This window comes from Thermosynechococcus sp. HN-54, from assembly GCF_023650955.1.
Lineage (GTDB): Bacteria > Cyanobacteriota > Cyanobacteriia > Thermosynechococcales > Thermosynechococcaceae > Thermosynechococcus.
On sequence record NZ_CP098039.1, the window covers coordinates 169983 to 186886 of the forward strand.

General features: G+C 53.1%; 19 protein-coding genes and 2 tRNA genes. 12 read left to right on the forward strand and 9 right to left on the reverse strand.

Going from position 1 to position 16904, the window contains the following annotated elements:
- The first annotated feature begins 57 nt into the window (after nt 1–57).
- The 5 genes from NBE99_RS00785 to NBE99_RS00805 all read left to right on the forward strand — a co-directional run bounded on the left by NBE99_RS00785 (nt 58) and on the right by NBE99_RS00805 (nt 2471).
- Nucleotides 58–930 (forward strand): 6-carboxytetrahydropterin synthase, encoded by an 873-nt coding sequence (locus tag NBE99_RS00785; RefSeq protein WP_250682627.1) that lies wholly within the window; start codon nt 58–60, stop codon nt 928–930.
- A gap of 3 nt (nt 931–933) precedes the next feature.
- The gene (locus NBE99_RS00790) at nt 934–1344 is read left to right on the forward strand and encodes an MAPEG family protein (RefSeq protein WP_250682628.1); all 411 of its coding nucleotides are present in this window, start codon (nt 934–936) and stop codon (nt 1342–1344) included.
- Nucleotides 1345–1394: 50 nt separating this feature from the next.
- The gene (gene sufU / locus NBE99_RS00795) at nt 1395–1880 is read left to right on the forward strand and encodes a Fe-S cluster assembly sulfur transfer protein SufU (RefSeq protein WP_250682629.1); all 486 of its coding nucleotides are present in this window, start codon (nt 1395–1397) and stop codon (nt 1878–1880) included.
- Nucleotides 1880–2368 (forward strand): Ycf51 family protein, encoded by a 489-nt coding sequence (locus tag NBE99_RS00800; RefSeq protein ID WP_250682630.1) that lies wholly within the window; start codon nt 1880–1882, stop codon nt 2366–2368. Before sufU ends, NBE99_RS00800 begins: the two co-directional genes overlap by 1 nt.
- A 29-nt stretch (nt 2369–2397) precedes the next feature.
- Nucleotides 2398–2471, forward strand: a tRNA-Val gene (locus NBE99_RS00805).
- Nucleotides 2472–2576: 105 nt separating this feature from the next.
- On the opposite strand, the gene NBE99_RS00810 is transcribed toward NBE99_RS00805, so the two are convergent.
- The 3 genes from NBE99_RS00810 to clpS form a co-directional block, all read right to left on the reverse strand.
- Nucleotides 2577–2658, reverse strand: a tRNA-Leu gene (locus tag NBE99_RS00810).
- Between the two features lie 56 nt (nt 2659–2714).
- Nucleotides 2715–4430 carry a diflavin flavoprotein gene (locus tag NBE99_RS00815; RefSeq protein WP_250682631.1) on the reverse strand — a complete coding sequence of 572 codons (1716 nt, stop codon included), beginning with the start codon at nt 4428–4430 and terminating at the stop codon, nt 2715–2717.
- A 110-nt stretch (nt 4431–4540) separates the two neighbouring features.
- On the reverse strand, nt 4541–4825 hold the full coding sequence (gene clpS, locus NBE99_RS00820) for an ATP-dependent Clp protease adapter ClpS (protein WP_250682632.1): 285 nt from the start codon (nt 4823–4825) through the stop codon (nt 4541–4543).
- Nucleotides 4826–4956: 131 nt separating this feature from the next.
- On the opposite strand from clpS, the gene NBE99_RS00825 reads away from it, so the two are divergent.
- From NBE99_RS00825 to NBE99_RS00835, 3 genes are read left to right on the forward strand one after another with little or no spacing between them, the layout of a single operon-like run.
- Nucleotides 4957–5334, forward strand: a complete 378-nt coding sequence (locus NBE99_RS00825) for a DUF2237 family protein (RefSeq protein WP_250682633.1) — start codon at nt 4957–4959, stop codon at nt 5332–5334.
- A gap of 18 nt (nt 5335–5352) precedes the next feature.
- Nucleotides 5353–7422, forward strand: a complete 2070-nt coding sequence (locus NBE99_RS00830; RefSeq protein ID WP_250682634.1) for a zinc metalloprotease HtpX — start codon at nt 5353–5355, stop codon at nt 7420–7422.
- Between the two features lie 3 nt (nt 7423–7425).
- Nucleotides 7426–8202: a PD-(D/E)XK nuclease family protein gene (locus NBE99_RS00835; RefSeq protein WP_250682635.1), complete on the forward strand. Its 777-nt coding sequence runs from the start codon at nt 7426–7428 to the stop codon at nt 8200–8202.
- Here NBE99_RS00835 and NBE99_RS00840 read toward each other — a convergent pair.
- The 4 genes from NBE99_RS00840 to NBE99_RS00855 form a co-directional block, all read right to left on the reverse strand.
- Nucleotides 8167–8802 (reverse strand): ribonuclease H-like domain-containing protein, encoded by a 636-nt coding sequence (locus NBE99_RS00840; RefSeq protein ID WP_250682636.1) that lies wholly within the window; start codon nt 8800–8802, stop codon nt 8167–8169. The genes NBE99_RS00835 and NBE99_RS00840 overlap by 36 nt on opposite strands.
- A gap of 14 nt (nt 8803–8816) precedes the next feature.
- The gene (locus tag NBE99_RS00845) at nt 8817–9146 is read right to left on the reverse strand and encodes a hypothetical protein (protein WP_250682637.1); all 330 of its coding nucleotides are present in this window, start codon (nt 9144–9146) and stop codon (nt 8817–8819) included.
- Between the two features lie 75 nt (nt 9147–9221).
- Nucleotides 9222–9947, reverse strand: a complete 726-nt coding sequence (locus tag NBE99_RS00850) for an amino acid ABC transporter ATP-binding protein (protein WP_250682638.1) — start codon at nt 9945–9947, stop codon at nt 9222–9224.
- The gene (locus NBE99_RS00855; RefSeq protein ID WP_250682639.1) at nt 9934–11334 is read right to left on the reverse strand and encodes an ABC transporter substrate-binding protein/permease; all 1401 of its coding nucleotides are present in this window, start codon (nt 11332–11334) and stop codon (nt 9934–9936) included. The genes NBE99_RS00850 and NBE99_RS00855 overlap by 14 nt, the downstream gene beginning before the upstream one ends.
- A 233-nt stretch (nt 11335–11567) precedes the next feature.
- Between NBE99_RS00855 and NBE99_RS00860 the strand changes: the two genes are divergently transcribed.
- Nucleotides 11568–12908 carry a TldD/PmbA family protein gene (locus tag NBE99_RS00860; protein WP_250682640.1) on the forward strand — a complete coding sequence of 447 codons (1341 nt, stop codon included), beginning with the start codon at nt 11568–11570 and terminating at the stop codon, nt 12906–12908.
- On the opposite strand, the gene deoC is transcribed toward NBE99_RS00860, so the two are convergent.
- Nucleotides 12909–13562, reverse strand: a complete 654-nt coding sequence (gene deoC / locus NBE99_RS00865) for a deoxyribose-phosphate aldolase (RefSeq protein WP_250682641.1) — start codon at nt 13560–13562, stop codon at nt 12909–12911.
- Between the two features lie 197 nt (nt 13563–13759).
- Between deoC and NBE99_RS00870 the strand changes: the two genes are divergently transcribed.
- From NBE99_RS00870 to NBE99_RS00880, 3 genes are read left to right on the forward strand one after another with little or no spacing between them, the layout of a single operon-like run.
- Complete coding sequence (locus tag NBE99_RS00870) at nt 13760–14074, forward strand: DUF760 domain-containing protein (RefSeq protein ID WP_305879882.1); 315 nt, start codon at nt 13760–13762, stop codon at nt 14072–14074.
- Between the two features lie 3 nt (nt 14075–14077).
- Entirely contained in the window at nt 14078–15181 is a 1104-nt protein-coding gene (mutY, locus tag NBE99_RS00875; RefSeq protein WP_250682643.1) for an A/G-specific adenine glycosylase, read from the forward strand.
- A gap of 54 nt (nt 15182–15235) precedes the next feature.
- Nucleotides 15236–16027 (forward strand): site-specific DNA-methyltransferase, encoded by a 792-nt coding sequence (locus NBE99_RS00880; RefSeq protein ID WP_250682644.1) that lies wholly within the window; start codon nt 15236–15238, stop codon nt 16025–16027.
- A 139-nt stretch (nt 16028–16166) separates the two neighbouring features.
- On the opposite strand, the gene pgl is transcribed toward NBE99_RS00880, so the two are convergent.
- Nucleotides 16167–16892, reverse strand: a complete 726-nt coding sequence (pgl, locus tag NBE99_RS00885; RefSeq protein WP_250682645.1) for a 6-phosphogluconolactonase — start codon at nt 16890–16892, stop codon at nt 16167–16169.
- Between the last annotated feature and the right edge of the window lie 12 nt (nt 16893–16904).

Here is a 16904-nt window from a genome sequence, read left to right on the forward strand (position 1 = left end):
AGAATCCGCTAGGATAGGGGAGGATGGCTGAATTGTTACAAATCTTCATAACCCGACATGGATTGCATTATTCACCGCCGCGCTGAGTTTGCCGCCAGTCATCGCTACTGGTTGCCGGAGTGGTCTGAAGTGGAGAATTTGGCTCGGTTTGGTGCCAATAGTCGCTTCCCCGGTCACGGCCACAACTATGAACTGTTTGTTTCCATGGGGGGCGCAGTGGATGAGTTGGGCATGGTGTTGAATCTATCGGATGTCAAGCACATCATTCGCCGTGAAGTCATTGAACCCCTGAATTTTTCCTACCTCAATGAAGTGTGGCCAGAGTTTCAAGCCACGTTACCAACCACGGAACACATTGCGCGGGTGATTTGGGATCGATTGACCCCCCATCTACCCCTTGTGCGCATTCGCCTGTTTGAACATCCCCGCCTTTGGGCGGACTACACGGGAGACCCTATGGAAGCCTATCTTTCTGTTGGTACTCACTTTAGTGCGGCGCATCGCCTTGCCCTTGAAGATCTTAGCTACGAAGAAAACTGCCGCATCTATGGCAAATGTGCCCGCCCCCACGGCCATGGCCACAACTACCACGTGGAGATTACGGTTAAAGGGGCAATCCATCCGCGGACGGGCATGATTGTTGATTTGGTCAAGCTCGAGGAAGTTCTCAAGGAACAGGTGATCGAACCTCTAGATCACACATTTTTGAATAAAGATATTCCCTACTTTGCGACGGTGGTGCCGACGGCAGAGAACATTGCCATTTACATTGCCCAGTTGTTGCAGGAGCCGATTCGCCAGTTGGGAGCGACACTCCACAAGGTGAAGTTGATCGAAAGCCCCAATAACGCCTGTGAAATCCTCTGTGAGGAATTGCCCTCTAGGGAGGGGGTTCTCAGTGGTGCCCTACCAGTCTTGGAGCGAGTTTAGGTGATGCTGAGCAATATCCCTTGGCTACTGGCAGTAAGTTTACTCACAGCAACGTTGTTGATCTATTTTCCCTACATTTTTGTTGTGGTCGGTCGCTTACAGGCGGGCTTTGATATGGCGGCTCCCCGTGCCCTTTTTGAGAAGTTGCCTCCCTTTGCCCAGCGGGCGGTGTGGGCACACGAAAATAGCTTTGAAACGTTTATGCCCTTTGCAGCGGCGGTGTTGCTGACTCTCTTTGCAGGGGTGAATAATTCAATGGTGGCGATCGCCAGCCTCAGTTTTGTTGTTGCCCGCTTTTTGTACAGTATCTGCTACATTGCCAATTTTCCCCTTGGTCGCTCGCTCATGTTTGGGGTGGGAACCGCGGCAACGCTGACGCTCTTTTGGCAAAGTCTCACCACCCTTGCCCGTTAATATCGTTTATAAAACCCTTGAGGAAATGCACTGAGCATAGAGTATTCTAAATGTCTCTTGATAATCTCCGCACCCTCTACCAGCAGGTCATTCTAGAGCACTACAAAAAACCCCGCCACCGTGGCCGCACGCAGCCGGTGGATCGCCAACAGCGGGGGCATAACCCCTCCTGTGGAGACACGATTGATTTAACCGTTGCCCTAGAGACCAATGAGCAGGGGGAAACGATCATTAAGGATATTCAGTTTGAGGGGGAAGGCTGCGCGATCGCCATGGCCTCAGCAGATTTGATGGCCGATGCCCTGCGAGGACAACCCGTGAGTCGCGCCCTACAAATGGTGGAGCAGTTCCAAGCAATGATGAAGGGGCAATTTGAGTTTCCCCGCGAATTCCGCAAGCTGAACGTGATGCAGGGAGTGGCGCAGTTTCCCGTGCGCATTAAATGTGCCACATTGACATGGCATACCCTGCGCGCAGCATTGCAGCAAGATCAAGCCCCGGTGAATGGCTTTGTCAGTAATGAGGAGGAAGAGTAGTGCTGACGCCCGCCGATTTTGCCACCTATAGCCGTTGGGCAGGAATTGCCACCCTTGTCATGGCGGCTTTGACTGTCCTCACCTTTGTTTTCCGCTGGGGCGTGCGCTTTCGCTTTGTTGGTATCACGGGTTTCTTAGGGGTAGTGACCGTAGGCTTGTTTGCCCTGAGTATTGTGCCCATTGTTCACTCCCCTGTACCCGGCGCCGGCAAATACACCCTCGTCTATGACAATGGGGCGACTCAAGTGGTCATTAAAGTGCCGGCTGACATTGACAGCCCTACCCTTGAGGCAACGCTGGTACAGGCCGCTAATGATTTATTTTCCTTGGGACGGCTAGGCCGAGGGGGCGATCGCCTGACCGTGATTGCCCGAACCATCGAACATCCTGAACCGGGGGTGACTGAACCCGTCATTTTAGGGGTGGCCACCCGTTCCTTGAGCGATCGCACCGATACAAATGTAACGGTTAGACTACTTAAAACCTAACCGCAGGTGTGGTATATTAGTAAGTCCGAGGACGCATAGCTCAGTTGGTTAGAGCACCACGTTGACATCGTGGGGGTCACTGGTTCGAGTCCAGTTGTGTCCATCTTTACAAAATCTTCAAGCTCCCAAGAGGATTCAGGGAAGGCTTTTGCCAACGCTTTCTTGGCTGCTAACTGTAAACTTTGCCCTTAAGTGCTGATCTTTTGAATGCGGACGGAGGGACTTGAACCCACACACCTTGCGGTACTAGAACCTAAATCTAGCGCGTCTGCCAATTCCGCCACGTCCGCAGCAAACCTAGTTTAGCGCACTTTTGGTAGGGGACGATCGCCCTCATGGCCGAAGTTTAGTAATGATTCCCCACTTTGCGATGGTGAACAGCGGTCATGCCATCGGGCTTTGAGACACGGCCATTGTCCACAGTACTATAGACAATCCAGTGATCGTGGGCATCCAGACGGCTGACAACGGTACATTCCATATAGGCAAGGGCATCAGCCAAAATGGGACTGCCATTACTGGCCGGATAGGTCTTCACATGGGCAAAGCGATCAGCTCCCGGTGGGAATCGCTTCAGGAAGTGGCGCATCAGGGGCTGGTAGTTCCCTTCTTCGAGAACGTTGAGCACAAAGGTATCCCCCACGTGCAGAAAGGACTCAATGGCCCGATCCTTGGCCACTGCAATGGAAACGCCAAGGGGTTCGGTACTGGCCTGCGCCACCCAAGAGGCCAACATGGCACTGTTGATAGCACCTTTTTGGGCGGTGATAATGTACAGCCCACCACTCAGCCGCCCAAGGGCTTTATCGAGGTCAGTGTCCAAGGCTTTCATCTGCTTGACCGTGCGATCGCGCAACAGCCATTGACCCATGTCGGTACCCGCTTCTTCCGCCTCTTGAAAGAGGGCATCGGTGGGAGTTGCTGTTACTCGAATCACAGGAAACGAGGGCGTCAAACCGGCATCCCGAAACTGGTTGAGTAGGGGATAGGCGGGTTCAGCATCAGCCACGCCACTTTCAAAAACACCAATCGCCTGTTTGGCATGGGCAGCGGCGCGAATCGTACTCAAAGCAGTTTTAGCCACAGCGGTGGTGGGGGGGGTGCCAATAATAATCCCAGCGGCAATCTCGGTGAGTTCGCGAATATCTTGGGGTTCAGCGGTGAGTAGATCCATTTTTTCAACCACCACACCGGTTTTGGCTGCCCCCCGTTCGATCGCTTCTGCTAGGGCATTGGCATAGCCATAGTTGGCCGCATAGAAAATGGCCACCGTGGTCGCAGCTTTGGCCTGCTCTTGACTCCAACTGCGGTAAGACTCTAGCCATTGCTCCAAATGATGGCGCAAAAGAGGGCCATGGCCTGTGGCGACCAGTTGTACTGGGGGAAGCGGTTCCAAGCGCTTGAAGGCGGAGAGCACGGAGCGGGCATTGGGCCCCATCAGACAGTCGTAGTAAAACTTGAAATCGGGTTCTAGCAGTTCTGGCTCGGTGTCAAAGGGATCATCATTGCAGAAGTGGGCACCAAAGACATCGCAGGTAAATAGAGTCTGGGTGCCGTGGTCATAGGTGAGGATGGTATCCGGCCAGTGGAGATTGGGCGCCATGATGAATTCGAGGGTATGCCCTTTGCCCAAGTCAAGGCGATCGCCATTTTTCACTTGGCGCTGACTAAAGGGCTGGTGGATCAGATCCCCAAGAAACTGTAACGCCACCTTTGAGGCCACCACGGTCACATGGGGTGCTTTGGCCAACACCTCCTTGACCAAGCCACTGTGGTCTGGCTCTGTATGGCTGACAATCAAATACTCAAGGTCATTGGGATCCACTAGTTGCCACAGTTGCTCTAGGTAGCGATCGCCAAACTTGGCATGGGAAGTATCCACAAGGGCAATGTGGTCACCCCTGATGAGAAACGAATTGTACGTGGTGCCATTTTCCAGGGCAAACTCAATATCAAAACGATCGCGATCCCAATCCAGGCAACGAATTGCCGTCGTATCAGTGGCGATCTCCAACACCTGAAGGGTTAAGCGCAGTGGACGCTTAGGCGTACTGACGGCCATCGGTAGTTCCTCAACGTTATGAAACTACCTTTTATCCTGACATATGAAGAAAGGTAACAGGATTCAAAGTTTTTAATGGCGGTGATAATACTCGTTACAAACGGCAGTGCCTATTCGGGTTCGAGGGGCGCCATCGTCAGACCCGCCCGTAGGAGCTGCTCATGGTACAGTTCAGCCTGTTCTTGCGGCCCTATCCAAACAATGGCTTGGCCTTCATAGTGCACCTGATTGGTTAATTCCCAAGCGCGATCGCTCGTCATGTTGGGAATATATTTCATCAAACAGGCAGCCACGTGCTGAAACGTGTTGAAGTCGTCGTTCAGGACAATGACTTTATAGTTGGGGTAGTGCTTGCGAGTAACCTGTTGCCGCTCTTGGGGAACAACGCTAGGCATAGGTCAAACAGGACGATAGCAGTACTGCCTCCTAGTTTAGCTCATAGGGCACAGATTGGCTGCGACTAGCACGTTGGGCGAATGGCTATGCTATAGCTAAACTTAGGGTTGAGGACTTGGGGGCATCTGTAATGACGGCATTGAACGTGTTGGGAACACCCTTGGTGTGCTGCTGTCAAAATCCACTCACAGGATTCTATCGCGATGGTTTTTGTCGAACAGGGGCAGGGGATGTGGGTGCCCATGTGGTTTGCGCCGAAATGACCGCCGAATTTCTCACCTTTACCCGCTCGCGGGGCAATGATCTTTCCACTCCGGTACCTGCCTACCAATTTCCCGGTCTGAAACCGGGCGATCGCTGGTGTCTGTGTGCCTCCCGTTGGCGTGAAGCCCTAGAGGCTGGCGTAGCACCACCCGTCATTCTAGAGGCGACCCATGTCAGTGCCCTTGAGTACGTCTCTCTAGAGGATTTGAAAGCCCACGCCCTTGGTGGTCGCCAGCAACCGTGATCGGGGAAATACTGAGGTATGCCCGACCCAGCAGCGGATTTTCGCCTAGATCCTCGCTATGTTGCCGGTTTAGCGGCCTTCAACCGCGGCGATTATCAACTGGCGATCGCTGCCTTCAAAGCCGTGATTGCCACCCATGGTCAACGCCGTGAAGGTCTCAAGGCTCACCTACACCTGATTAAAGCCTATGCCCACACCCACCAGTGGCAAGAGGCCATTGATCTGTGTCAACTCCTAGCGCGATCGCCCCTCCCCCCCATTCAGGCTTGGGCACAAAAGCATCTACCAGAGTTAGAACGCTGCTTGGATGAGGAACCCACCTCCCCCCATCTTGAGTTTGTCCCAACGCCTAGTTCAAGACCGCCTATTCAACTGCGGCGAGTGCCTCGCCTCTATCTATGGCTGAGTCAGGGGGCAACGCTGCTGCTAATCGCTTGGCTGCTCCAAAAACCGCTACAGGGACTGATCGCCAGTCTCCTTAGCTACCCCAATGATCAACTAATGCTCCTGCGGGGTTGGGAAGGGGTAATAGCGTGGTTTCTGCTGGGCTGCTTGGGGGTGGGGCTACTCAGTGGTGGCAGTTGGTTCTGGTCGTGGCGATTGCGAACCTGCTATGGCCTGCGTCCCGTCAGTCTTGGAGAGTTAGAGGAGTACAGCCCCGAAACAGTAACATTGTTGGGACGCTTACAGTGGTCGTGGTGGCAACCCCGTCCTCAAGTAGGCTGTCTGGTGACGGCAGCACCAATCATTTTTAGCTATGGACGCTGGCAACCCCGAATTATTGTCAGTGAAGGCCTATTGCGATCGCTCTCTAGCGAGGAACTGTTGGCCTTAATGGCCAGTGAGATTGCCCAAGTGCGATTGGGGCTGAATACCCTAGTAACCCCCTTGGTTCTGCTGTTGCAACTGCCCTATGACCTCTACTGTTGGTGTAGCCGTTGGGGCGATCGCCTTGCACCGCCTTACGGCAAGGATTGGGGCGCGTGGTTTGTCAAAGGTGTAGCCTATCTCCTCTGTGCCCTCGTTAGTCAAAGCAGCTACCTCCTCTTTCGCGGCCTAGAAATGCTCTGTTTCTCGAGCAATCAACTGCGCCAGTCCTATAGCGATCGCCACGGCGCTGCCCTGATCAGTAATCCCAATACCCTTGTGATGGCTTGGTTTCGCCTCATGGAAGCCACAGCAACGACGGCGCGTGCCCAAGGGGAAATTGGTGCTCCCCTAGAGTCCTTGCGTCTCCTTCTCCCTCTCAACCCCACCCAAGCCGCCCTTTGGGGCGATCAACCCCTCGATTGGCCAACGCTGATCCGCTGGGATACCGCCCATCCACTGCGGTATTGGTTTCGCCTGACCTCCTCCCATCGTCCCCTTGGACTGCGCCTGCAAGCCCTCATGACCGATGCCCGTCAATGGGGACTGCGCCCCCTCCTCTCACTGCCTACCCTTTCCTCCCCTCGCTGTCAACGGGCTGGGCAACAACTGGCACCCTTCTGGGGAGCGATCGCGGGAGTCATCATGACGATTATCCTCACGAGCATTGGTCAATTTGCGCTGCGGGCGGGGACGATCGCATCTCCCCTTTGGTGGTTAGCAGATGGGTCAACCTTGGTGCGCAGCTTCATTTCCATTGGCATTGGTTTAGGTCTATTTCTGCGGTTCAATGCCTACTACCCACCCCGGCAACCCCAAACCTACACCCTTGGTCAACTCCTCTATCATCCTTTAGCTTTGCCCCTCGATAGTACCGTCGTTAAGCTAGAGGGGGTTTTGTGTGCCGCTAAAGGACTGCGCAATGGCTTAGGACAGCACCTCTGGCTCGATACAAAAGCGGGTCTGTTTCCGCTGCGCTGCTACAGAAGTTGGGGATCGATTTGGCCACTGCTTGAGCCAGCCTATCTCAAAAACTTAGGGGGGCGATCGCTGGTCATCCACGGTTGGTTTCGACGGGGTACGGTGCCCTTTGTTGAAGTGAAGGAGTGGCACACCCTCGACCAACAGCACCAACGATCCTGGGCAGCCCCCTATTGGGCGATCGCCATTGCCACGCTCTGGATCCTCTACGGCATCATGACACTATTGGGTTGGCTCTGAACGATGCAACTTTCCCAAGCCCACTTGCGCACCCTCCAAACCTGCCCACGGCAATATCAATACCGCTATCTCGATAGCTTAATCCTGCCAGACGCCACGCAGTTGACAGAGACGACAGCCCAAAAGCGCGGTCGCGATTTCCACCGCTTAATGCAGCAGCACTTCCAAGGACTGGATATTTCCCCGATTCTTGAGGCGCAGCCCAAATTGCAACCGTGGTTCGAGGCCTTTCAAACCATGCCACCGCCGATGATTGAGGGCCAAGGGGAAGCAGAGCATGTCCGCAGTCTGGGTTGGCAGGAGTTCACCCTTGTCGGCGTTTACGACTACATCATTTTTGGCCAAGGGCAAGCCCAAATTCTTGACTGGAAAACCTATGCCCACCCCCCCGCCCCAGAAACATTCACCCGCCATTGGCAAACTCGCCTTTACTGTTATCTCCTAGCAGCCACCAGTCGCTACTCCCCCAGCCAGATTTCTATGACCTATTGGTTTGCCCAAGGAGAGAAGGGTGCCAATGCCTACACATTTACCTACAGTGAGGCTATCCACCAGCAAATCCACCAGACTTTAGAGCAGTCCCTCACCCAACTGCGCCAATGGCTGCAAGCCTATGCACAAGGGCAAAACCTCCCTCAAGTTCCCGAAGCCCAGAGGTCGAAATACTGCTATGAGTGCGCCTTTTGTGAACGGTGCCAACGGTGTGAGCCAAGTGCAAGTGCTGTCTCGACCCTTGATCCGTTTCTAGCCATGTTCAAAGACTTGGGTATAACCCGCTAAGTCCAGATCCACAATGGCGGGTAGGCAGCTCAGGGCTGTTTGGACTAACTCAAACCGTTCCTCCCGCTTCAGCATGGCTGTGAGGTGCTGGCGCAGGGGAATTAGATAGCGCACATCATTAGCGGCATAGCGGATTTGATCTTCCCGCAGTGCCATCGCATTGCCCCAGTCCGAGCTTTGGGCAGATTTATCAATCTCTATGCCCAGCAAGTCCAAGACCAAATCCTTGAGGCCATGGCGGGGTGAATAGGTGCGGGCAATTTTACTGGCAATTTTCGTGCAGAAGACGGGGTGAACCCGAATGCCCAAGTGGTAGCGCAACGTGGCCATATCAAAGCGGGCATAGTGAAACACTTTGGTAATGCGGGGATGCTCTAGGAGTTGCTGAAGGTGGGGTGCCTCCCGCTGCCCACGGCCAATTTTGACGACCGCCACTTGCCCCTCTGGATCGCACAACTGTACCAAGCACAGGCGATCGCGGGGGATATTCAAGCCCATGGTTTCCGTATCCACGGCCAACTGATCCGCATTGAGAAAGTGAGCTAAGGCCGTAGCACTTAAATCGTAGTCAAAACACTCCAAAGGGAAATCCAGCTCCATGACTCGCTCGCAAACTATGTGGGGGGCACTTCTGAGGACGGCTCTTTGGATACATCAATCCGTTCCAACTGCCAAAGAATTTGATTGCTTTCGCGGCGAACGCGGGAGATCTGCCAGTTGCGCCATGTCCATTCTTCACCGCGGCTTGTCACCGCACTAGCGTGTACATCCATTAACTCTGCCAATTCCCCACTGGTAATCAAATACTTACCAGCGGCCAGTTCATCGGCAATCCGCAGGGTCACAATTAGTTCTTCAAGGCGGGAACGGCGCTCAGACCACTGGGGTGATTTTCCCCCCAACCATTCACCGTCACCATCAAGCCCCAAGGATGGTTGCACCATGGCTCTTTTCTCGCGATCAACCTTGCTCCAAAAATCTTAGCGAGAAATGGCGCGTTCACCAAGGTGACTCCCTGCTCAGGTCAGCATTTGCTCTAAAAATTGGCGGGCGCGATCGCTCTGGGGAGAACGGAAAAAAATTTCAGGAGGCGAATCTTCAGCCACAACGCCGCGATCCAAAAAGAGAATTCGGCTGGCCACTTGCCGGGCAAAGCCCATTTCATGGGTCACAATGGCCATGGTCATTCCCTGTTCGGCGAGCGATCGCATCACCTCTAGCACTTCCTTCACCATTTCTGGATCCAAAGCAGACGTGGGTTCATCAAACAGTACCATCTCCGGTTCCATCGCCAAAGCGCGGGCGATCGCCACCCGTTGTTTTTGTCCGCCAGAGAGCATAGCGGGATAGACCATTGCCTTATCTGCCAGTCCCACTTGGCTCAAGAGCCTCATAGCCAGTTCTTCAGCAACAGCGGGTTTGAGTTTGCGCACCTTGATGGGTGCATAGGTGAGGTTTTGCAGCACCGTCATATGGGGAAACAAATTAAAATGCTGAAACACCATCCCCAACCGCTGACGAATCTGGCGAATATTTAGACCGGGTTCGAGAATGTTGACCCCATTAAAAAAAATTCGTCCTTGGGTGGGTTCCTCGAGCCGATTGAGACAGCGCAAAAACGTTGATTTGCCGGAGCCTGAAGGTCCCAAAATCGCCACCACTTCCCCTGCATGAATCTCCGTACTCAAGCCCCGCAATACCGGCAGCGGCCCATAGCATTTGTGCAAATTCTCAACCCGAAGCACTACGATTCATCCTTTGTTCTAGACGGCTAGTGGCGAAGGTCAACAGCATCACCATTCCATAGTAGATAGCGCCCACCAGAATCAATGGCTCAAAGTACAGGTACGTTTCTGCCCCGACCACATTGGCACGGCGCAATAGATCCGCAGCTCCAATCGTTGACACGAGTGCCGAATCCTTGAGTAAGTTAATGAGTTCATTGGCAAGGGCAGGCAAGATATTTTTAAGTGCTTGGGGCATGATAATGTCCTGCATCATCAGCCAATAGTCCACCCCAAGGGACTGAGCGGCCTCCCACTGCCCCCGATCCACGGCCAAAATGCCACCGCGTAGCGTTTCAGAGACGTAGGCGCCTGAATTGAGGGTAAAAGCAATGACTCCCGCTTGGAAGGCTGGAATATTGTAGCCCGTCAGTTGGGGAGTGGCAAAATAAACAAGGGCAATTTGCAAGATCAAGGGTGTACCGCGAAAAACCGAGGTATAGGCTGTGGCCAACCAGCGCAAAGGAGCGACTTTGCTAATTTTCGCTAGCACGAGCACGATCGCCCAAAGAAACCCACCAATGGCAGACACTACGGTAAAGGAGAGCGTTACAGGGAGACCTCCTAAAATATATGGAATTGAGCTGGCAATCTGCTGCCAACCGCTTGGGCGTTGGGCGTCAGTATCCGTAAGCCATTTTTGGGTCAACCTTGTCAGTGTGCCATCCGCTTTCATTTTGGCAATGACCTGATTAAAGGGCGCCACAAGGGGTGACCCCTTGGGAAACGCAATGGCATACCCCCCACTGCTCTGCGGTAACACGGTAAACATCAGATCTGGAAAGGCCTGAGTGTAGCCTAGGGCAACCGATTCCTCAATCAGGGCAGCATCAACACGACCGGCTTTCACCTCTTGAATTAAATCCGGGATACGATTGTAAACCCGCACTTGCGCTTGGGGAATGCGGCTAGCTAGCTCCTGTTGCGTACTGCCCAACTGTACCCCCACTGTTTTACCCTCAAGGCTAGCCAAGGTGGTGAGGGGGCGGTCTTTTGGCGTCACAATCGTGTCGTACACCTCGTAGTACAGCTCTGAAAAGTCCACATTTTGGCGCCGCTCCGGAGTAGGGGTCATTCCCGCAAGGACAAAATCCACCCGTTTGGCACTCAACGCAGGAATGAGGCCATTAAAGTCCATATCCTTAATTTGCAGGGCAAACCCCAACTCAGCCGCAATGTGTTTGGCGACATCAATATCAAAGCCAACGATTTGCTCGCTACCTGCCGTTGTTTCGTAAAAGGCAAAGGGTTTATAGTCTGCTGAGGTTCCCATCGTCAATTCCTTGGGAATGGCCGTTGCGCTGCTGATCCACAGTCCCCACCCCAGCAAAAGGCCAAAAAGAATCATCCTTTGGTGTTTTCTACTGAACCACTTCACGTTGGCCACCCCGCGCATACACCCCTTTTCTAAGATATTCGCCACACCCAGAGCTTTTTGCCAATTTTGAGGGTTTGCTGACCGTGCTCAATCCTTGTGAAACGGTTGATTGCTGGACTTGTGGCAGTGTTCACGATCGCCCCCAGTGCCAAGGATAGGGCTAGAATAAGCTTAAGATTTGTTAATTAGTGGATCCAAGCGCCATGACGGTAACTTTGACCCCTGCCTTAACCCTCCATGAGCGGGTCGCCATGATCGCCCGCCGCCTTGGTATTGAAAAATTTGACCTTGGTGGCTCCCATGTGGATGAGATCAGTGTTCAAGTGCAGCAGGGGGAACCTAAACAGGTGAAGGCCTCCCAGCGTTCAGGAATTACCGTACGGGTGTGGAACGCAACGGGTCGCTTGGGCGTGGCCAGTACAACACAACTCGATGATCGCGGTCTGGAAACAGCCCTAGAAATGGCAAAAGAGGCCAGTGCCTTTGGCGTCACAGAGGACATCCCCAACTTTAGCCCCTTGGCCACAGCGCCCCTTGGTGACTCAACGGTCATGATGGCGGATTTGCCCCTTGCCTCGGCAAAAACTCTCTTGGATCAACTGATTGCTGCGGAACGGGAGCTGTTGGGACGCCACCCAGCGATCGCCAGTGTTCCCTACAATGGTCTCAGCCAGCGGCGGTTAGAACGGTTTTATCTCAACAGTGAGGGGGCCAATCGTCAGCAAACCACCACCACGACCACGCTCTACCTCTACAGCAAAACCGAGGAGGCCGGCCGCAAGCCCCGCAGTGCCGCTGCCATTCGCATCAGTGCCGACCTTGAACACTTAGATATTACGGGTTGTATTGATGAGGTGGCCGACAAAACCATTCGCCACTTGGCCTATGAACCGATTGCCTCTGGCCAGTACCCAGTGCTCTTTTCGCCTTCAGCGTTCCTCAGCTTGCTCAATGCCTTTAGTAATCTCTTCAATGCCCAAAACATTTTGGATCGCCAGAGCCTTTCAACGCCGGAGTCCCTCAATCAGGCGATCGCCAGCCCCCTTTTGAGCGTGTACGATGACGCCCGCCACCCCCAGAATGTGGGTCAGCCCCTCTTTGACGGCGAAGGTACGCCCACCCGCCGCACCCCCTTGATTGAGCAGGGGATTCTCACAGGTCTCTACCACAGTGCCGGTACTGCCCGTCGCTTTCAAACCCAGCCCACGGGTCATGCCAACTTGGGGGCAAAAGTCACCGTCAGTGGTCACTTCTACGATGTCCCAGCGGGTGGGGGGGGCGATCGCCCCGATGGCCTTGTTTGGATTGACGAACTCCATGCCCTCCACGCCGGTGTCAAAGCCTTGCAAGGGTCATTTTCCCTACCCTTTGACGGCTGGCTATGGCGCAACGGTGAAGCCATTAGCATTGAAGCCGCCACAGTGGCTGGAGACATTCGCAGCCTGCTGAAAAATATTCTCCATCTGGGCACTGAGGTTGAAGTCACCCCCTACGGCTGCTGTCCCCCAGTATGGGTGAGTCCCCTTGCCATTACCGGTGAATAGCTAGACCTGCATCAAGTCAAGACTGCGGGACGTGCCCAAGCGAGTGGCACCCGCATTAATCAGTTCAAGGGCTTGTTCCCGGGTACGAATGCCACCAGAAGCCTTAATGCCCACGCGATCGCGACTCAAATGTTTGAGAAGACGCACATCGGCAGCCGTTGCGCCCCCGCGCCAGCCCGTACTGGTTTTCAAGAAAGCCACCCCCGCATCTAGGCAAATATCTACGGCCAGTTGTTTTTCCTCTTCCGTCAGCACCGTCGTTTCTAAAATCGCTTTAACCGTTACACCCGTTTCAGCACAAATTTGGGCAATATCGCGATAGACGGCCTCCGTGTTTCCCTCCTTCAGCCAACCCAAGTTGATTACCACATCCAACTCAGTCGCACCACTGTCAACCGCCTCTTGAGCCTCATAAAGTTTGGTCGGACTGGTGTGGGCACCACTGGGAAAGCCAATCACAGTACAGACTTTCACGGGTGTGCGATGGAGCAACTGGACTGCCGTTTTCACCCATACGGGCATGACACAGACGGCGGCAAATTTCCATTGTTCCGCTTCTGCACAGCAACGTTCAATGTCAGCGGTGGTTGCCAAGGGGTGAAGCTGGGTATGATCAATGTAGGGTGCAAGGTCAAACAAATCATGTTCCGTCATACGGACTTACCAAGAACAACCCTATTTTTAGTACTTGAATAATAATAAAAATGGGGACGGAAAATGAGACCTTGGGAGATCGGTTCTCCCACCCCCCACTGAAAATTTACCCTTGCTAGATTAAATCTAGGCTATCACAGGCAAAAACACCTGTGCGCCGAACTACCTTTTTGGGAGGACACTCTATGGAGCCAACCATGAACCCTCGCAATCTTCAGGAAAGTGCTGATTCCCTCTGGAACTATCTGCAAAGTTTGGATGCAGAAGTGGTGGCTCGCCTGTCCCGTCCCGCGTCGCCAGAAATGGCTATTGTGATGGAACGTCACATTGGTAACCTGCTGGGCTACTTGCCACCGGAGGGGTTTGAGGTTTCCATTACGACCAATCGGGAGCACCTTGGGCGTCTTTTGGCTTCAGCGATGATGAGCGGTTACTTCTTGCGAGGTGCCGAACAACGCCTTGAATTCGAGCGATCGCTCCAAGCGGCTGCCCAAGCAGAAGACGGCAAATAACCCATGCCAACAATCCAAGACAGTGAGGGCGGGTATGCAGGACCTGCCCTTCGTTTTGCGCTTTTACAGTGGTACCAGCAGCAGGGACGGGATTTACCTTGGCGGCACACTCGCGATCCCTACGCCATCTGGGTCTCAGAAATCATGCTCCAGCAAACCCAAGTGGCCACCGTGATTCCCTACTACCAGCGTTGGCTAGCCACCTTTCCCACAATTGCCGATTTAGCCGCTGCGGATCTAGAAACTGTCCTGAAACTGTGGCAGGGATTGGGCTACTATGCGCGGGCACGTCATTTGCACCAAGCTGCCCAGCAAATCGTGACAAACCATGGGGGTGAATTTCCCCGTACCTACGAAGCAGTTGTGGCCTTGCCGGGGATTGGTCGCAGTACCGCAGGAGCCATCCTCAGTGCTGCCTTTAATCAGCCACAGCCGATTCTCGATGGCAATGTCAAACGGGTGCTTGCCCGTCTCTATGGACTCACTATCCCTCCCAAGCAAGCAGAAGCCCAACTGTGGCAGTGGTCAGCACAACTGCTCTGTCCCCAGTCCCCTCGTGATTTTAATCAAGCGCTGATGGATCTAGGGGCAACCATCTGTACACCCCGTCAACCCCTGTGTCATGCTTGTCCTTGGCAACACCATTGCGTGGCGCATCGCCACCAGTTAACCCATGAAATTCCCCGCAAAATGAGTCGTTCCCCCTTACCCCATAAAAAAATTGGTGTCGCTGTTATCTGGAATACTGCGGGTCAGATTCTTATTGATCGCCGGCCACCCACGGGTTTATTGGGAGGACTCTGGGAATTTCCGGGGGGCAAAATTGAACCCGGCGAGACCGTTCAAGAATGTATTCAACGGGAAATTCGTGAGGAATTGGGCATTGAGATTAGTGTGGGTGAGCATCTCATTGACATTGATCATGCCTACACCCATTTTCGGGTGACGCTCCATGTCTATTACTGCCAGTATCTTTCAGGAACTCCTCAGCCCTTGGGGTGCGATGCCATCCGTTGGGTCACCCCTGAGGAATTAGATCAGTTTCCCTTTCCGAAGGCCAATACTGCAATTATTCAGGCCATTCACGAGCGGGGCATCCCCAGCTAGTACTCGTTGGATCAAAAACGAGGAGTATAATTGACGCACTGAGGAGCATTTGCATTGGAAACATCAAAAACATTTTATTCTAGTGAAAACATTATCATTATTAATGATGATATTCTGACGACGAGCGCTATTGAACCAAATAGCATCGATCTGATTGTCACTTCTCCACCTTACAACGTTGACATTCAATACAATTCCCATCGGGATGATATTTCATACCCTGAATATTTAGAATTTACTCGCGCTTGGCTATCAAGGTGCCTGCAATTCTTAAAAGATGATGGCAGATTTTGCTTGAACGTTCCACTGGACAAAAATAAGGGAGGGCAACAAAGTGTAGGAGCCGACGTTACCACGCTTGCTAAGCAAATCGGCTTTCAATATCACTCCACCATCATATGGAACGAAGGCAATATCTCGCGGCGCACAGCGTGGGGTTCTTGGATGAGTGCGACTGCTCCATTTGTCATTGCCCCTGTCGAACTGATCATTGTTCTGTATAAGAAAAGCTGGCGCAAAGCCAATGGCACTAGAAAGTCAGATATCACCAGATCTGAGTTTATGAACTGGACGAATGGTCTTTGGACATTTAGCGGCGAAAGCAAGAAAAAGATAGGACATCCAGCGCCATTTCCCCTTGAATTGCCACGTCGTTGTATAAAGCTCTTCAGTTTTGTTGGCGACTCTGTACTAGACCCTTTTGCTGGTAGTGGCACTACTTTGATCGCTGCATCAATGCTGAACAGAACTGGAATCGGTGTAGAAATTGATCCTCAGTATTGTGAATTAGCTAAAGAGCGTATTTTATCTGCACCGGAATTGATCCAGCCTAGTTTACCTTTTTGAAAGACTCATGGTCAATAAAACGATTAGTGAACTCGTTAATGTCTGTTCAACATCCCCTTTCGTCAAATGCAGCCCTTGTCACAATGTTTGGACAGACTCAAACTAGTCAAACGAAAGGACATGGCTCATGATCACTTGACTAGGTATGCTCAACCACACCCTCAGCTGCTGACTGATCTAAAAACCAAAGGGCATTCCCCGTAATTAGCCGCGCCGGATACTGCTGCGGATCACCCGTTCCAGAGAGAATATGACGCAGGGCGGTTTGTTTATTGGCACCCGTCACGAGAAAGAGAATTTGACGCCCATGGTTAATGAGGGGAACCGCGAAGGTGAGGCGGGGTTGGCCATCTTTGTTGCCCACAGTAATCAGGCGATCGCTCACCGTCAGCGCTGCGGTGTGGGGAAAAAGCGAGGCCGTATGCCCATCGGGTCCCATGCCTAGCAAAATCAGATCAAAACTGGGAAACTCCCCTTCACGGACACCAAAGGTGTGGCGCAGGATTTGCTCATAGCGATCGGCAGCGGTCTGTGGATCGGCATCCTCTGTGGGCATTGGGTGAATCTGAGTTTTGGGAATCGGTACATGATTGAGCCATGCCTGAAAGGCCATCCCCGCATTGCTATCGGGATGATCAGGGGGAACATAGCGTTCATCGCCCCAAAAAATGTGCCACTGTGACCAAGGGGTATCGGCAGAGACAAGGCTCTCATACAACGGTTTAGGCGTGTTGCCACCGGCCAAAGCAAGCATGAATTGTCCCCGTTGAGCGATCGCCCCAGTGGCCTGCTCAAGAACAAACTGCTTTGCCGCCGCCGTCAGAGCAGCCAAATCTGGAAAAACACGTACGTTGGCTGTAGGCATAGAAGAACAACC

What these genes read in the sequence shown, in the direction of transcription:
- NBE99_RS00785 (WP_250682627.1), top strand. Translation starts at nt 58, where the DNA reads ATGGATTGCATTATTCACCGCCGCGCTGAGTTTGCCGCCAGTCATCGC.
- NBE99_RS00790 (WP_250682628.1), top strand. Translation starts at nt 934, where the DNA reads ATGCTGAGCAATATCCCTTGGCTACTGGCAGTAAGTTTACTCACAGCA.
- sufU (WP_250682629.1), top strand. Translation starts at nt 1,395, where the DNA reads ATGTCTCTTGATAATCTCCGCACCCTCTACCAGCAGGTCATTCTAGAG.
- NBE99_RS00815 (WP_250682631.1), bottom strand. Translation starts at nt 4,430, where the DNA reads ATGGCCGTCAGTACGCCTAAGCGTCCACTGCGCTTAACCCTTCAGGTG.
- clpS (WP_250682632.1), bottom strand. Translation starts at nt 4,825, where the DNA reads ATGCCTAGCGTTGTTCCCCAAGAGCGGCAACAGGTTACTCGCAAGCAC.
- NBE99_RS00825 (WP_250682633.1), top strand. Translation starts at nt 4,957, where the DNA reads ATGACGGCATTGAACGTGTTGGGAACACCCTTGGTGTGCTGCTGTCAA.
- NBE99_RS00830 (WP_250682634.1), top strand. Translation starts at nt 5,353, where the DNA reads ATGCCCGACCCAGCAGCGGATTTTCGCCTAGATCCTCGCTATGTTGCC.
- NBE99_RS00835 (WP_250682635.1), top strand. Translation starts at nt 7,426, where the DNA reads ATGCAACTTTCCCAAGCCCACTTGCGCACCCTCCAAACCTGCCCACGG.
- NBE99_RS00840 (WP_250682636.1), bottom strand. Translation starts at nt 8,802, where the DNA reads ATGGAGCTGGATTTCCCTTTGGAGTGTTTTGACTACGATTTAAGTGCT.
- NBE99_RS00845 (WP_250682637.1), bottom strand. Translation starts at nt 9,146, where the DNA reads ATGGTGCAACCATCCTTGGGGCTTGATGGTGACGGTGAATGGTTGGGG.
- NBE99_RS00855 (WP_250682639.1), bottom strand. Translation starts at nt 11,334, where the DNA reads ATGATTCTTTTTGGCCTTTTGCTGGGGTGGGGACTGTGGATCAGCAGC.
- NBE99_RS00860 (WP_250682640.1), top strand. Translation starts at nt 11,568, where the DNA reads ATGACGGTAACTTTGACCCCTGCCTTAACCCTCCATGAGCGGGTCGCC.
- deoC (WP_250682641.1), bottom strand. Translation starts at nt 13,562, where the DNA reads ATGACGGAACATGATTTGTTTGACCTTGCACCCTACATTGATCATACC.
- NBE99_RS00870 (WP_305879882.1), top strand. Translation starts at nt 13,760, where the DNA reads ATGAACCCTCGCAATCTTCAGGAAAGTGCTGATTCCCTCTGGAACTAT.
- mutY (WP_250682643.1), top strand. Translation starts at nt 14,078, where the DNA reads ATGCCAACAATCCAAGACAGTGAGGGCGGGTATGCAGGACCTGCCCTT.
- pgl (WP_250682645.1), bottom strand. Translation starts at nt 16,892, where the DNA reads ATGCCTACAGCCAACGTACGTGTTTTTCCAGATTTGGCTGCTCTGACG.